The organism is Streptococcus pseudopneumoniae, from assembly GCF_038148955.1.
GTDB classification, from domain to species: Bacteria; Bacillota; Bacilli; order Lactobacillales; family Streptococcaceae; genus Streptococcus; species Streptococcus pseudopneumoniae_T.
Window position 1 is genome coordinate 76,918 of record NZ_JBBJZY010000003.1, and the last position, 15,898, is coordinate 92,815.

The window sequence follows — 15,898 nt, forward strand, 5'->3', positions numbered from 1 at the left end:
TTTTAGAACAAGGCTGAGTTTGGATCAACTCGTCTTGCCAGTAAGTTTGATAGAACCACCAGAATCAAGCCGACGACTGACTGGTAGAGACCTGCCGCTGAAGCCATCCCGATATCTGCTGTCTGGGTCAAACCATTATAAACATATACGTCCAAGACATTGGTTACGTTGTAAAGCTGACCAGCATTGTGGGGGATTTGGTAGAAGAGACCGAAGTCTGCACGGAAGATATTTCCGACTGCAAGGATGGTCAATACAGTTACCAATGGTGTCAACTGTGGAATAGTTACATTGCGAATGCGTTGCCACTTGCTAGCCCCGTCCACTGTCGCTGCTTCGTAGTAGGTTGGATCAATTCCCATGATTGTCGCATAGTACATGACACTGCTATATCCAAAACCTTTCCAAATACCTAGGAAAAGTAGGAGATAAGGCCAGATACCCAAGTCAGCATAGAAATTGACTTCTTTGAGACCAAGACTTTCCAATAAATGGTTGAACACCCCTTTATCAATATTTAGGAAGGCATCTGTAAAGAAACTGATGATAACCCAAGACAAGAAGTAAGGGAACAACATAGAAGTTTGGAAAATCTTCACCATTCTCTTGGAACGGAGTTCACTGAGGATAATGGCAATCCCTACAGATACAACCAAACCTAGAAAGATAAAGCCAAGATTGTAGAGGACCGTATTTCGTGTGATAATAAAGGCGTCTCTTGAACTAAATAAGAATCTGAAATTATCGAGTCCGACCCATTTACTATTTATGATACTATCTATGAAACCATTACTGGTCATGTGGTAGTCTTTGAAGGCAACCACGTTCCCAAATACTGGAATGTAGAAGAATAGAATCAACCAGAGTGCCCCTGGCAAAACCATCAAGAGAAAAATCCAGTTGTCTCTCAAGGTTTTTGAAAACTTATTCATAATTTCCTCCCTTTTTATTTGATATCCATCTAAAAATTCTTTTTTAGACTTTTGATAACGATTACATTATTAGTATACTCCTATTTGCAGATTAGGTTAAACTCCTAATTATAGAAAAAACTCCACAAATTATGTAGCAGATTTAAAACTTTATCACCACTATCAAACAAATGTCCTAAATCAATTGTTTATTTTATCTCTATTTGCACCGTGATGGCGTCACTCTGTTACCCTGTGCTTGTCTCTCAAACTAAATTTTAGGAGCAATGAAGCCCACTATTTTTAGAAAAAAGGCCTATTATCAAGTTCACTTAGACTTTTGACCATAGGCGTTTTTCTCTTTTTAACGTTTTTTCTCAAAACTCATCCTGAGCTCTGTCTAAAAATAAAGGTACTACTTTTCTCAACTTTTTTAGAAAGCTAATACTCTTCGAAAATCTCTTCAAACTACGTCAGCTTCCATCTGCAACCTCAAAACAGTGTTTTGAGCAACCTGCAGTTAGCTTCCTAGTTTGCTCTTTGATTTTCATTGAGTATAAGGCAAGGCCAAATCAATTTATAACAATGTTTTAGAAGCGATATTGTACTAGTCCAGACTCAGTTCATTATAGTGTCTGATTTCTCCCAGACTGACTCCCTACAAAAAGTGCAAATAAGAAATCTCCAGCTTAGTAACTATCAGTGAGTTCTCGAGTCTGAAAATTTTTTAATATGCCTCGTTATTGAATGGTTATAGTTTGCCGTCCACTTCCTGACATGCAAAAATCTCCTAGCAGGCTTTCCTGCTAGGAGATTTTCTTATGAGAGGTACTTGTTTCAGCTTTGAAAATCGGACTTATTATTCGATAATTATCAAACAATCTACCAATTAAGCTTCTTCGTCTTCTTTACGACGACGGCCTGCAAGACCAAGACCAAGTAAAGCACTTGCGGCAGCTACTACCATAGCTACAGTAGAATCTGCTGTACCTGTATTTGGCAACTCTTTAGCGACTGTACGCGCGTTTGCTGCTGCTTCTTGGTTGGCATCTGCTGCTTGAGCAGTAGCTGGAGCTACAGCTGGTGTCTGAACACTTTGGTCCTCAGCTGGAGTTACATGGTCAGCTACTGGAGCAAGTTTCGCCATAAAGTCTTCGATACGTTTCACCATTGCATCCACTTCTGCTTGACTTGCGTCTGCGTTAGCAAATACTTTCTTAGCATCTGCTGATAATGCATTCGCTTCTTTTGCAGTTTCTGCATCAAGCTTAGCTGATTCTTGGATGATTAGCTCATCTAGCTGATGAATAGCACTTTCTAACTTAGATTTATTCACTTTGGCTTGAGTGTTCGTCATTCCGTTATCGGCAGAAGGACCGTAGTTTCCACCATTATATGGAGGTATCATATCTTGATTGTTTGGTGAAATCACTTCAACTGGAACTTCAAGTTTTTGTACACTTCCATCCGCTAATCTTAATGTCACTATAGCAACTTTAGTACCGACAGTATTCGTATCAGGCAATACCATATTGATGACTGAGATTTCTTCTGGTAAATCTAATTTCGCTAACACATCTGCTTGGGAAAGGGCTGTACCGCGTTCAACTTTCACTACTCCGTTGATTAAAGCTTTCAGGGCAGCTTCAAGGTTTAATTCTGGAAGTTCATCTACAAGTGCAGCTTGATCAACTTGGTATAAGAAGGTTCTGAGTGCTTTATCAAGGTCTGATTGTTTTGTTGAGTTGTCGATTGATTCTAATGCTTTTCCTTTTAAGGCTTCAACTGTATCAAGTGCTTTTTGCTTTTCTTCATCAGAAAGTTTTTTATCTGCTTTGACACTTGCAATTTTTTCGTTTGCTGTCGTTTCAACTACTTCTCTAGCTTCTACAGCATCAAGTAATGATTTTTTCGCAATTTCTAAAGCATCTTTTGCCTTAATTGCTAGTTCTAAGGCTTTATCAACCTCAACCTGTGAAGCATTTTCATTATCAATAACTTTTTTAACTTCTTTTAAAACTTTCTCTGATTCTTCTTGTACTTTTTTATACTCATCAATCGTCGCTTTGGTCTTTCCTTTTGTCGAATCTTCTAAAATTAAATTATTTAATGCGTCAGTGGTGTTTATCAATTGTGTTTTATCAGTTGGTGCTCCATCTAAGGCTTTTTTAGCCTCTGTAATGGCTTTGAGCGCTTCATCTACTTGGGTTTGCGTAGCGTTTGGATTCGAGATAACGTCAGCTGCTGCTGATACCGCCGTATCATACGCTTGTTTCTGAGCGTCTGTTCCGTTGTAGTACTTCGCATCCGTTGTTTTGGTGTTTTGCGCATCTGTTGTTGAAGCTGTTTTTAAGGCTTCTTTATCAGTTGGTGCTCCATCTAAGGCTTTTTTAGCCTCTGTAATGGCTTTGAGCGCTTCATCTACTTGGGTTTGATCCGCATTAGCATCAGCTATTACTGTTTGTCCATTTTTTATCGCTTCATCATATGCATCCCTCTTTGTTTTATCTGCATTATAATATTTAAAGTTTCCTTTAACAGTAGTTTCTTCTCCTACCGCTTTTCTTAACTCCGTCTTATTTCCTTTTTCAACTAACAAGCTTTTAGCTTCATCTAATTTGCGTTTTACTTCCTCTACTTTTTGTAATACTTGACTGACCTCATCTTTAGTTGCATTTCCTTGTTTGGCTAAAATAGTCCTTAGTTCTTCTTTTAATGACCGAATGTCCTGATTGTACTTATCAAACTCTTCATTGTATTTATCAATGCTTTCAGGCGTTTTATTTTCTGTTGATACCTTTTTCAACGCATCAACTTGCGCAGATAGATTAGTCTTTTCTTCATTTGTTGCCGCAGGTACTAAAGCTTCTTGTTTTGCTAAAAGCGTTGAAAACGCCTTTTTATAGTCTGCTGTTGTTTTTAACTGTCCAGTAAGAAGATTACGTACTTTTTCAAGTTCAGCTGTATATGCATTGATAGTATCGTCCGTTTTCCCTGCCTTATCAGTCGTTTCCGTTTCAAGTAATTTATCATAAATTCTTTGTAAGAGGTTCTTCGCAACTATACTTGTATCTTGATTTACATTGAAGTCCAATCCAGTAATAGGTAAAGAGTACTGTAAATAAGATGAATTATAACTCATACCAGCTTGATGTTTGTTTTCCAAACTAATTCTCACCTTATATGAAGTTACTCCCTTTGGTAAATTAATTTCTCTACTTGTAAATGTCCCTCCTGTTGCATTCGGTCTATTTTCAGTTAAAGCTAATTTTTCTTCTATCTGTTCTTTTGAAAGACTATTAGCACTAAAAGTCTGATTTTTTGCATTTCCATCTCTTGCAGCAACTACTTTCATTTCAGGACTATTCACGTTTTTTTCTGGTGAGACTACTGCCGTATAAATTAACTGTTCATTGCCATTTTCAATACTGAACACTTCTACTTTATATTTAGCTTTTGATCCATTATTATCACCAGTATAACCCGTTTTAAAGTTCACTGTTACTTTTGTTCCTTCATTCGAAGCATATGCTTTAAAAGTTTTTTCAATTCCATCAAACCACTTAGCTGCTCTCGCTGTTTGTGCACCGGGTTCATTATTTTCTAAATAGGGTTTATCATCATAGACTGGTTCGTCTCTATTCTGTTTAGTAACTAATTTTGATAGTAATAAAATATATTCACTACGTCTATCAAACGATTGCTCCCTAACCCAAACCTGATTAGTTCTAGTAATATTTACTGTATATGCTGGGAAAACTCCAGCTTCAGTTTTTCTAGCAATCGCAAATTTCCCATTTTCACCTACTGCTTTCCATCCACCAAATTCTTTAATTTCAGCAACACTACCCTTTGCAATATTTTTTCCATCCCCTAATGCATCCATATTTTGAATTTTTTTATTATTCTCAATAACTTCAGGCAATGCTTTTAACTTATCTGCTAACGTTTTTAAATCCGCATTCTCTGCAGGTGCTGTGTAAGTCTGGTTTGCTGATGGATCAGTATCCGTTGTTGTCCCATCTGTTCGGAATGGATTGTTTCTATCTAGGGCTTGTCCATTACGTGAATCATGTTTTCCTGAGTTTGCGATAGAGTTGGTTCCTGTAGCTTTCTCAGTATTGCTGGCTTTCTTACCGACAGTCGCTTTTCCTTCTGTGGTATCTAGTTTAGGACTTTCCACTTGCGCTTTAGGCTTACTACGTAAACCGCTGCTTGCTGTCATAAAGAGTCTTCTATAAGCTTTTGTCAACTCCTCTTGACTTGTGGCTGTTGTTAGGGCAAGTTTTGCTAATTCTAAATGTTCTTTAAGGGTTGCGACACTTTCATCTGTCTTAGTCGCATAGCTACCTGAGGCTAATTTAGCATCAATTTCTGCTACGTAATCTTCCAGCTGTTTTTTATCCAAGTCAGATGTAGCTTTTTCTTCTGCTTTTTCTGTTGCTGAAGCAGTCGATGATACTACTGGCGCTGGAGTGGCAGTAGTAGATGTTTCTTCTTTCTCTTTTGAAACAGTAGGTGATTCGACTGATGATGCGCTTGCATCAGTAGATGTTGGAGTAGTTGTTTCTTCTTGACCTTTCGGAGCAGTTACCTCACTGGCACCAGAATTTTCATCCAACTGACTGACTACTGGAGTCGCCTCGTAGGTTCCATTCTGGACATCTGGGTCTTTCAGTGGCGAGCCTTGTGTTTCCTCATTAGTTGGGGTTACACCTTGCTCTGTGGCAGACACTGTCCCATTTCCTGGAAACATGAACAAGGCTGCTACTGCAACACTAGCAGCTCCAAAACTAACCTTACGAATCGAAAACCGCAAGCGTTTTTCTCTGTCTTCATTACCTTTATAAAACATATATCATTTTGCTCCTTTTCCGATAATTATCGGTTAATATATAATGGAAGGACAAATAAAAAGCCCCCCCCTAAAATATTTATGCATATTTTAGACTGGCATAATTCATTATACTCTTTTTTGTTTTATAAATCAAATGTTATGAACTAAGCTTGATATGATGCATCTTATCCAATTCTTCTGTTTCACGCGAAACACCCTGCGCTAGGCAAGGTGTTCTTGTTTTAGGTTGTATAAATCGTCGAAGCTGTCGCAATGGTATGCCATTGGTTGGCTGTTGTGGCTACGAAGCCCTTGTCTGCGTAGAAGTCGTTAAATGGCAGGATTTCCACTTCTAGTTCGTCGATGCGGTCAAGCTGGCCAGCCAGATAAGCCTTGATACGGCTCTCTGCTCGTTTGATGCGTTGCAAGAGTCCGCCCATACGGATGTCAACTGTATCCAAACCAAAGACCTTGTTTTCCTTCAACCATTGATGGCTAAAGAGGGCATGGAAGTCTTCAATTTGGCTTCTGAGTTCTGGTAATTCTTGTCTTGCGATTTGTTGTAAACTTTCTTTATCATCCGCTTGATAGGCTTGACGAATGCGTCGTCCCACATCCACTTTGCTACTTAAAATCTGGTTCAACTGAGCCTGAGTTTCAAAGAGGTAAGCATAATTTCCTGCTTTTTCTTTGATTTCAGCAAGCGTCTCAGCAGCCTGAGCGAAGTACGGTTTGTCCTGTTCAGGTGTCATGTGTCGGTCAAGGATGGGACAGAGAACATCCTGATAAAAGACATAGCGGTTGGGATTGATGCCACTAAGATTGCCTGGTAGATCTGGCAAGAGGTTGGCTAGGTCAATCTGCATAAAATCTTCAACCGATAGACCAGTATTGGTCTGGAAGTGAGCAGACAAACTATCTAGGTCATTGCGATAGCTGAGTTCTGCCCAGATTTGCAAGCTTGGTAGGATAGAGAACTGGGCAGTTTCACCACCATTGTCCCCCCAACCCGTTACGATGACTTCTTTAATCTCATTGGCACGGCAGGCTTTATTTGCCTCGATAGCCACTAGACGGCTAAACTGGTTGTGAGGTGTAAAGCCAATCCACTTCCAAGCTCCCCCTGCAAATGCAAGGTCATGACTAATCTTATGATGATTGCGGAAATTGCGATTATATTTTTCCTCGCTATCCTGATAATAATCCCAGTAAACTAAGGTCACACGGTCTTTGAGGCGGTCTAGGTAGACACGAGTATCTTCTGGAATTTCCACATCACGGTCGTACTGACCATCCGCTGACATAAGTTTAAAGAACATATCGCTCCACATCTGGCAGTGGAAACCATATTTGTCAGCAATATCCAGCACGCGCTCCAAGTGTTGGCACATGAGGAGACTACGATCCACAACACCATTCAATATCAAGTAACGTCCCAAGCCAACCAAGTGGGCTTCGTCCATCCCAATATTGACCTTGCGAGTTTGCAGTTTAGACAGCGTCGCAAACATACCATCAATCAGGTCATAAACCTTTTCTTCGCCAATGAGGAGAATATCCTCCACATCACGGAGTTCCTGCACTTCTTTGACACCCCATTTGACAAAGGCTGACAAGTGGGCCAAGGTCTGGATGCAAGGCACAAAGGTCATGTCAAACTGCTGGGCATAGGCTTCGATTTCCTGCAACTCCTCAGCCGAGTAGGCACCACGGAAATAGCCAAAGTAAGGCTGCCCTTCAATCTGGTAAGTGTCTTCCATGTAGAGTTCAAAGGTTGAGTAGCCCATGAGAGCCAAGACCTCAATCATCTGCTTGGCAGAAGCCACATTCAGCACCGCATTTCGAGAACAGTCTGCCATATAAGCTAAATCTTCATAAGCTGCTTGTTCTTCAATCTTTACCTTGTCACCTTCTGCTAGAGCTGTTACCAACAAGGACAAGGCACGATAAAGTTGGTGAGATTTGCGATAAGTTAGTTGATAATGGCTACCCTCACCCTTGATAGAGATAGAGGCTTGATCAGATTGGGCGACAGCTACTTCCACATCTGGTAGAGAAATGTGCTTTTGAAGCAAGTCGATTGCTTGAGTTTGTTTGGAACTAATTCCTGTAAATCTTACCATTGATTTTCCTCCTGTAACCAGTTGACAAGGGCACCGTAGAGATTGGCATCTGCATGATAGGTGCAGGCTTGGATAACTGGTGCGACCGTATATTCTTCGTAGGTTTCGACAAATTCATCGACAGCCTTCTTAACACCTTGAATAAAATCTGGATTTTGACTGATAGAGCCTCCCAGACTAATGACATCTGGGTCGATGAGATACTGGATATTAAGCAAGCCTTGCGCCAGATTGCGGTTCATGCGCTCAATAGCTTCTTGACAAAGAGTATTCCCAGCTGCAGCCTCTTGGTAAATCTTGCGACCGTTCCAATCAGTCTGACCAGATTTTTCAATCACGTATCGCACCATATTCCCAGTTGACGCTAGTTGCGACCAGTTGTTGAGCTTTTCAGCAGGGGCAAGGGTTGTCATATAGCCAAATTCTCCACCCAGACCGTGGCGACCTCGATGAAGTCTACCATTGATAATCATGGCTCCGCCAATCCCTGTCCCAATTACGACACAGGCTGCATTTTCAAGTTCTGGATGAGCTAGTAATTCACTGAGTCCAACGCAGTTAGCATCATTTTCCAGATGGACAGGAATCTGATAAGAGCTAAGCGCCTCATACCAAGAAAATCCGTGAATGTAGGGCACCGCACTGAAGCCATCAATCACACCTGTCTCTTGATTGACCGCACCTGGAACGCTCATAGCAATCCCACTGTAATCCTGTTCTGACAAGTGCTGGTCTAGCCAAGCTAATAAATCCTCCAAACTTTCTGGCGTTGGAATGCTTGTCTTATCCAATATTTTTCCATCAGGAGTCAGACTAGCAAACTTAATCCCAGTCCCTCCGATATCAATCGTTGCAATGGTCATTGTTTTTACCATAAAAAGGGGCGAATCAGCAGTTAATTCTTACCTTTTCGCCCCTCCTTTCTTTTTATGTTTACTTTTTGAAATTAAATTTCTTCTTTTTTAATCAATTCTGTACGAATTTCTTGTGGTGAAATGAAGCCTCTATGAACTGGGTATGGTCGTTCAAGTAGGTCAAGGAAGAGATGTTGACTTTCTGGTACATGCACATTTTCACTACACATATTGTAGTAGCGAAGGACATAGCCTTCTTCATTTTCAGCTACCTTAAAGGCTGTTGGACAGATTTGCGGTATGCTGAGAACAGAATGGCTCAAGAGACTACCAGTCGCAGCCACGCTTCCTTCCTGTCTAGCAAGCTGAAGGCTGGTAAACGGTGTCTGCAAGGCTTTAGCGCGGCGGAAAGCTGAGAAGCGTTCTTGGGCTTGGTGGCATTCGAGAGCATATTCGACTTCAAACTCACGCAAGCATTGTGCTTCTGGTGTTGGGAAGTAGCCCCAGTCACCTAGCTCACCTGATGCACGCAAAATAGTCACTGCAATGGTGTCGTCTCCAAGGATTTCGTATTCATTCAATCCCTTGTTAGATACAGTCACACCTTTTTCCTCGTCATACAGACTAACAAAGGCTTGTTGGTGTTGAGGATTTTCAGGATTTTCCCATGAAGCAGCTGGTTTGTTTGGTCGTGTCACCACCTCATAAATGCTTTCAGAATCATTGCTTGGACGCGTGTTATGAGTCTTGACCAAGAGACGGATACGGTGGTCTTTGGCAGTGTTAGTAAAGCGAGTCTTGAAGCGGATTTGTGGATTGTCAACGAAGACAGTCAGCTCTGTTTCAAGAGGAATGCTTGTCAATTCTTCTGAACGACCAGCTTCACGCTTCATAAACTCGATGATACCTTTTTGCTCTTCTTCTAGCTTTTCATCAGCACTGACAGGCACGGTCAATTCATGTTTGAGCAAAATCTTAGCGTAGCGAGCTGTGTTTTCCAAGACCTCGTAGCCCTTAAGCTCTGCATAGATTGGCTCTGTTCCTTTTGGTTGGAAATAGATATACTCGTTTCCGATGTCACCACGGTCTTCGAAGCGGATAAAATCTTCATAGGCTTCGTGAGTTGTCTTGTCATAGACTGTGATGTTGTCATCCACACTTACCGTTACAAATGGCGTATCAATCACTCCGTTTTGGTAAATACCCTCACGGTGTTCTTGTTCTCCTTCCAGCAATTGGAAAGTTGTCCAAGAAAGTGGCGCTAGGTGAACTGGAATAGTCACGCGCACTTGTCGAGAAATACGAGCTTGGCGGAACTTATCTTTTGGTAAATCGTACTCAAAATTAGCCCCAAGGTCTTCGATTTTAGCCTCTACAGGACGACCATCCAAGTCCTCCACACGATAACTTGGCAAGGTAAGAGCAACCATCTTCTTGTAACCTTCTGTTGGGTGCAATTCCTTGAAATCACAAGTCGCCACATCAATCACTGTGCTGACAGTATCAACCTTATCATGCAAACCTGTGTTAATAACCGTAAAGAGATAATCACTTTGAGCCTTAGACGTAGCGATTTTACCCTTCCATTCGTTAAGAAGATTGCTCTTAACAAAGGTTCCGACTTGGTTAACCTTGGCAAAACGAGTTTCCATCTCACGGTGAACTTCGTCCACGCTACAGCCACAGATACTATCATGCGGCGCATTTTGCAAAAGAGTTTTCCAAGCATAGGTCAACTGGTCCTTGTGGTTATGACCCCCAGTGATAATAGTTAGTGGCTCCACTACTTGCTCTAGGAGGTTGCTATTTTCTTGGAAGGCTTGTTTGAGATAAATACGAGATGAAGAAGTGTTGGCAAGTGTGTACCAGCCGTCTGTTTCCTGACTGGTCAACTCACCTGTAACCGTTGATAACTGCTCTGGTAGGGCACTTTCCACGGCTTGGACATATTCATCAAAAGAACTATGAACAAAGGTTACATCTGGGAAGAGTTCATTTGCTACACGAATGGCTTCGCTCAGATTTTTCTGAACAGGCTGGTGGTCACAGCCGTTCATCATCAACCATTGGTTGGTCGAAGCATAGTCACGCACGTCTGCCAGTTTTTGTTTCCAGAAGGTCAAGGCCTCGTCTTTATCAACTGGGATTTCATTCCCATTACTGTACCAGTTGGCAAAGAGAATCCCGAGGACACGACTACCATCCGCACCCTGCCAGTACATTTCTGAAAACTGGGAAGTAAACTGCTCATCTTCGAGAACTTGGTTGTCAAATCCAATCGGCTTCACACCACGCCCAAAGGCTGCCACATGAATGCCTGATTTTTGAAGAATTTGAGGCGCTTGTCCCATATTTCCAAAGGTATCTGGGAAGTAACCAATCTGGGTAGATTTGCCCCATTTTGCAGCTTCTTGCTGACCAATAAGAGTATTGCGGACGTTGGCTTCACTTGAAATCAAGTAGTCATCCTGCAAGATGTAAAAGGGACCAATCTTCAATTTTCCTTCGTCAATGTAGCGTTGGACCTTGTCGCGATTTTCAGGGCGAATTTGCAAGTAGTCATCAAGGACAATAGTTTGTCCATCTAAGTGGAAACTCTTGAACTCAGGGTCATTTTCAAAGAGATCAAAGAGATTGTCAAATAATTCCACCAACTGCATACGGTGGCTTTCAAAAGGCAAGTACCACTCACGGTCCCAGTGACTATGTGAGATAATATGTACGACAACATTTTCCATGAAGTAAAACCTCATTCTAAATTTAAATTTTAACGTTTTAAATGTAAACTTGTGATTCTGATAAGAACCGGTTGCTCGAAAGCGCGCTCCTTATACTCAATGAAAATCAAAGAGCAAACTAGGAAGCTAGCCACAGGCTGCTCAAAGCACTGCCTTGAGGTTGTAGATAAAGCTGACGTGATTTGAAGAGATTTTCGAAGAGTATTAACGAATATCCAAGTAATCCAAGACCAACTCACAGAACATCATGTTGGCCCAAGAGAACCATTCACGAGAATAAAGAGTTGGGTCATCCACGTGGAAGCTTTCATGCATGACACCTGTCCCACCATCGCAAGCAACCAGCTGATCCAGCAAGAATTTTTTCTCTGCCTTATCTCTTGTTGTCAAGCCTTGGATAGAAAGGGCGATGGGCCAGATATAGCGATAGAAGGTATGGGAACTTCCCAGTCCACTAGCATATTCTCCTTGGTAGAAATATGGATTTTCAGGGCTCAGAATGGTACGACGAGTGGCTTGATAGACTTCGTCTTCAATGTCGCAGTAGCCCAGATAAGGCGCCGCCAACAAACTTGGTACGTTTGGATCATCCATGATGCTGGCATTTCCTAGACCATCCACTTCAAAGGCATAAATCTTTTCGCCCTTGCTGTTGGTGGTGTAGGCGTAGTTTTCGATTCCTTCTTGAATCTCAGCTTGGAGACGCTTAGCGTCAGCAATAATACTCTCGCTATCAGCTAGTTCTAATGCTGCAAAGATTTCTTGCACATAACCCAAGACTACTACAGCAAACATATTGGACGGAATCAAGTAGCTATATTGGCAGCAGTCATCACTTGGACGAAAGGCTGACCAAGTCATACCTGTCACTGCAAAATCAGGTCCAAAGCCATCATTTACCAGAGTATCTTCCTTGCGGTCTGTATCTCGGACAAAACGATAAGGGGAATTCTTGTGGTCTTGTTCCACCGTCCACAGATGAAGAATTTCCTTGGTCGCTGCGACAAAAGTCTCATCAAACTGACTAGTCTCACCAGTCTCTTTCCAGAGGAGATAAGCCAACTGCAAAGGATAGCAAAGAGAGTCCACTTCGTACTTGCGTTCCCAAATCCAGCCATTAAGGTCTGTATGGTCAGTCTCGTGGTGGCCCTTCCAGTTTTCCTCAATATTAAAAGAGTTGGCATAAGGATCCTTGAGAATCAAGGTCATCTGACGCTTAACCAAACCTGCAATGGTCTGGCGCAGGAGGGAATCTCTTTTAGCAACATGCAGGTAGGGTCTTAGTTGGGCTGTCGAATCCCGAAGCCACATGGCAGGAATATCCCCAGTCAAGACAAAAGTTGAACCATCTTCTAGGATTGCAACCGTATTGTCCAAGGTATCTGTATAACAACGCTCAAAGACATCCACCCACTCCGGATGGTCCTTGGCCCGCTCTGCTACTTCATCCAGCCACTCTCTCACAATTTCTTTCGAATAAATCATCGTGCAATTTCCTCTTTCAAACAAGTTTCATTTTCAGTATATAGCTTTTGGGACAGAAAATACATACACAAATGATAGTCATTTTTCTACAAAATAGTTATCTTTGAAACTCCTTTTCTAAAGGCCCTCTTTTTCTGATATAATGTAGAAAAACAGCTAAAGGAAAGACTATGAAACCACTACTTGAAACCATCGATACCCGCTTTGGAACTGCCAGCAAACATGCCTTTTCTCGAGGAAATACCCTGCCATACACGGGCGTACCTTTTGGGATGAATTATTTTGTGCCCCAGACCAGTGACCAGGAAGGCTCTTGGTTTTTCGATCCACATCTGCCTATCTTTCAAGGGATTCGATTAACCCACCAGCCCAGTCCTTGGATTGGGGACTATTCTTGGCTCCTTCTGACACCTGTCACAGGCCAACTGGGTGGAGACAGCCTCTTCCACCGCCAGTCTTCCTATGATATGGATAAGGCCTCTTTCCAACCTCATTATCTGAAGATTTTCTCCCTGCGCTATCAGATTGAAAACCAGCTCACACCGACTTGCTACGGTGCTTCTATTCGTTTGGAACAAAAGCAAGGTAAAGCCCTCTCCCTCTATCTTCACGCAGCAGATGAACTGACAGTAGAACAAATAGATAAGCGGACTCTTACCCTGCGACAAGAAGGAAAAACTGAGACCAGCAAAAATCCGCTAACGATGTTCACTACCCTGCAAATGAATACGGATATTCTTGCTGTCAACCAAGAAGGGGGAGACTGGCGAATTGACCTGGAAGATAGCCATGCAGAGATTCAACTAGGCACTTCTTTCATCTCCCCTTCTCAAGCACTGCTTAATCTACCTCAAAAGGACTTTGATAGCTGTAAAGAAAATGCACAAGCGAACTGGGAAAATCTCCTCCATCGTTTTGACGTTATCGAGACAGGAGAGGCTGATCGAACCTTCTTTGATCACTGTCTCTACAGACTCTTCCTCTTTCCTCAGACTTTTTATGAGGTTGATGAATCAGGGCAAGCCATCCACATGGATCTGTCTACTGGCACTGTCAAGTCCGGGGTTCTCTTCAGCAACAATGGTTTCTGGGATACCTTCCGCACCACCTTCCCCCTCTTTGCTCTTATCATACCGGAGCACTATCACCGCTTTTTAGAAGGTTTCCTCAATAGCTATCGCGATACTGGATTCCTTCCAAAATGGTTGGCTCCAGATGAACGGGGCATGATGCCCGGTACTCTGATAGATGGTATTATCGCCGATAGCGCCTGCAAGGACATGGCCCCTGACCTAGAAGAAGAACTCCTCCAAGCCATGCTTGAAACAGCCAGCAAGGCCGACCCTCTCGGCATCAATGGTCGTCACGGACTAGCCCAATACCAAGAACTAGGCTACCTCTCTACCGACAACCACGAAAGTGTCAGTCATACCCTAGACTATGCCTATAGTGACTTTTGTATCGCCAGCTGTGCCAAAAAATTTGGTCAGAATGACATCGCGGAAATCTATAGGACTGCTTCACAAAATTACCGCCATCTATTTGACGCTGAGACAGGTTACATGCGAGCGCGAGACAAGCAAGGCAACTTCCGCCCTGACTTCTCTCCTTATAGTTGGGGACTCGACTATGCCGAATGCTCTGCCATCCAAGCAACTTTAGGCGTCCTCCACGACATCCCGGACTTAATCCAGCTTATGGGTGGAAAAGAAGCCTTTAGCAACTATCTTTTGAAAACCTGTCAGGAGGCTCCCCTCTTTGAGACAACAGGCTATGGCTACGAGATTCACGAAATGAGCGAAATGGCTACTGCTCCTTTTGGACAACTCGCTATTTCCAACCAACCGAGCTTCCACATTCCTTATCTCTTCCGCTACAGCAATTACCCTAATTACACTGCCCTTCTCATCAAGACTCTCCGTCAGAAAGCCTTTCATCCAAGCTGGCAAGCCTATCCTGGCGATGAAGACAATGGTAGTCTCTCTGCTTGGTACATCTGGTCAGCTCTCGGATTTTATCCGACCTGTCCAGGAAAATCAATCTATGATCTCGGAATCCCTCTCTTTGACCACCTCCGTATTTACCTGGCTAAAGAAGATAAATGGCTAGATATTCATACTGAGCAAAACCACAGCCACTTCAACTTTGTCAAAGAATGCCGACTGGATAAGACCCCAGTGTCTAGCATCCAACACCAAGACCTCTTGAAAGCTGATCAGCTAACTTTCACCCTTAGCTGGTTGCCCAGTCAGCCGTCCACTTCCTGAAATTCAAAAATCTCCTAGCAGACTTTCCTGCTAGGAGATTTTCTTATGAGAGGTACTTGTTTAAGCTTTGAAAATCGGATTTATTATTTGATGTTTATCAAACAATCTACCAATTAAGCTTCTTCGTCTTCTTTACGACGACGGCCTGCAAGACCAAGACCAAGTAAGGCACTTGCGGCAGCTGCTACCATAGCTACAGTAGAATCTGCTGTACCTGTATTTAGCAATTCTTTAGCTGCTTTACGCGCGTTTGCTGCCGCTTGGTTGGCATTTGCTGCTTGAGCAGTAGCTGGAGTTACATCTGATGTTTGAGCAGCTTGGTCCTTAGCTGGAGTTGCATGATCAGTTGCTGGAGCAACTTTCGCCATGAAGTCTTCGATACGTTTAACCATTGCATCCACTTCATCTTGGCTTGCTTTCGGATCTGCAAATACTTTCTTAGCGTCTGCCAATAAGTCAGTCGCTTCTTTTGCAGTTTCTGCATCAAGCTTAGCTGATTCTTGGATAATCAATTCATCTAATTGATGGATAGCACCTTCTAACTTCGCTTTATCTGCTTTTGCGTCAGTGTTAGTAGCTCCGTTATTGCCTCCACCATTTGATGGTACATAAGGACGTTGTCTGAATGCATCATCTCTTGAGATAGCTAATACTTTACCTTCTTTTGTAACGATTGTTACATT

At 42.4% G+C, this 15,898-nt stretch carries 8 protein-coding genes; 1 reads left to right on the plus strand and 7 read right to left on the minus strand.

The genetic code is table 11. The features are described 5' to 3' along the window. Window positions 1-2: 2 nt before the first annotated feature. The 6 genes from WKI23_RS02090 to WKI23_RS02115 all read right to left on the minus strand — a co-directional run bounded on the left by WKI23_RS02090 (window position 3) and on the right by WKI23_RS02115 (window position 12,948). The gene (locus WKI23_RS02090; RefSeq protein WP_007284784.1) at window positions 3-932 is read right to left on the minus strand and encodes an ABC transporter permease; all 930 of its coding nucleotides are present in this window, start codon (window positions 930-932) and stop codon (window positions 3-5) included. An 868-nt stretch (window positions 933-1,800) separates the two neighbouring features. Beyond that, complete coding sequence (locus WKI23_RS02095; protein WP_368078786.1) at window positions 1,801-5,766, minus strand: YSIRK-type signal peptide-containing protein; 3,966 nt, start codon at window positions 5,764-5,766, stop codon at window positions 1,801-1,803. Between the two features lie 224 nt (window positions 5,767-5,990). Then, on the minus strand, window positions 5,991-7,871 hold the full coding sequence (locus tag WKI23_RS02100; RefSeq protein ID WP_368078787.1) for a beta-N-acetylhexosaminidase: 1,881 nt from the start codon (window positions 7,869-7,871) through the stop codon (window positions 5,991-5,993). Then, complete coding sequence (locus WKI23_RS02105) at window positions 7,865-8,734, minus strand: ROK family protein (RefSeq protein ID WP_368078797.1); 870 nt, start codon at window positions 8,732-8,734, stop codon at window positions 7,865-7,867. Before WKI23_RS02105 ends, WKI23_RS02100 begins: the two co-directional genes overlap by 7 nt. Window positions 8,735-8,817: 83 nt before the next feature. Then, window positions 8,818-11,463 carry an alpha-mannosidase gene (locus WKI23_RS02110; protein ID WP_368078788.1) on the minus strand — a complete coding sequence of 882 codons (2,646 nt, stop codon included), beginning with the start codon at window positions 11,461-11,463 and terminating at the stop codon, window positions 8,818-8,820. Window positions 11,464-11,667: 204 nt separating this feature from the next. Beyond that, window positions 11,668-12,948 carry a glycoside hydrolase family 125 protein gene (locus tag WKI23_RS02115; protein ID WP_368078789.1) on the minus strand — a complete coding sequence of 427 codons (1,281 nt, stop codon included), beginning with the start codon at window positions 12,946-12,948 and terminating at the stop codon, window positions 11,668-11,670. Window positions 12,949-13,118: 170 nt separating this feature from the next. On the opposite strand from WKI23_RS02115, the gene WKI23_RS02120 reads away from it, so the two are divergent. After that, a complete protein-coding gene (locus tag WKI23_RS02120; RefSeq protein ID WP_368078790.1) occupies window positions 13,119-15,215 on the plus strand; it encodes a GH92 family glycosyl hydrolase in 2,097 nt (698 codons plus the stop codon). Window positions 15,216-15,328: 113 nt separating this feature from the next. On the opposite strand, the gene WKI23_RS09410 is transcribed toward WKI23_RS02120, so the two are convergent. Then, window positions 15,329-15,607 carry an LPXTG cell wall anchor domain-containing protein gene (locus WKI23_RS09410; protein ID WP_440215236.1) on the minus strand — a complete coding sequence of 93 codons (279 nt, stop codon included), beginning with the start codon at window positions 15,605-15,607 and terminating at the stop codon, window positions 15,329-15,331. Between the last annotated feature and the right edge of the window lie 291 nt (window positions 15,608-15,898).

Coding starts and splice junctions, on each gene's coding strand:
- WKI23_RS02115 (WP_368078789.1), bottom strand. CDS start 12,948: ATGATTTATTCGAAAGAAATTGTGAGAGAGTGGCTGGATGAAGTAGCA.
- WKI23_RS02090 (WP_007284784.1), bottom strand. CDS start 932: ATGAATAAGTTTTCAAAAACCTTGAGAGACAACTGGATTTTTCTCTTG.
- WKI23_RS02100 (WP_368078787.1), bottom strand. CDS start 7,871: ATGGTAAGATTTACAGGAATTAGTTCCAAACAAACTCAAGCAATCGAC.
- WKI23_RS02110 (WP_368078788.1), bottom strand. CDS start 11,463: ATGGAAAATGTTGTCGTACATATTATCTCACATAGTCACTGGGACCGT.
- WKI23_RS02105 (WP_368078797.1), bottom strand. CDS start 8,734: ATGACCATTGCAACGATTGATATCGGAGGGACTGGGATTAAGTTTGCT.
- WKI23_RS09410 (WP_440215236.1), bottom strand. CDS start 15,607: ATGGTTAAACGTATCGAAGACTTCATGGCGAAAGTTGCTCCAGCAACT.
- WKI23_RS02095 (WP_368078786.1), bottom strand. CDS start 5,766: ATGTTTTATAAAGGTAATGAAGACAGAGAAAAACGCTTGCGGTTTTCG.
- WKI23_RS02120 (WP_368078790.1), top strand. CDS start 13,119: ATGAAACCACTACTTGAAACCATCGATACCCGCTTTGGAACTGCCAGC.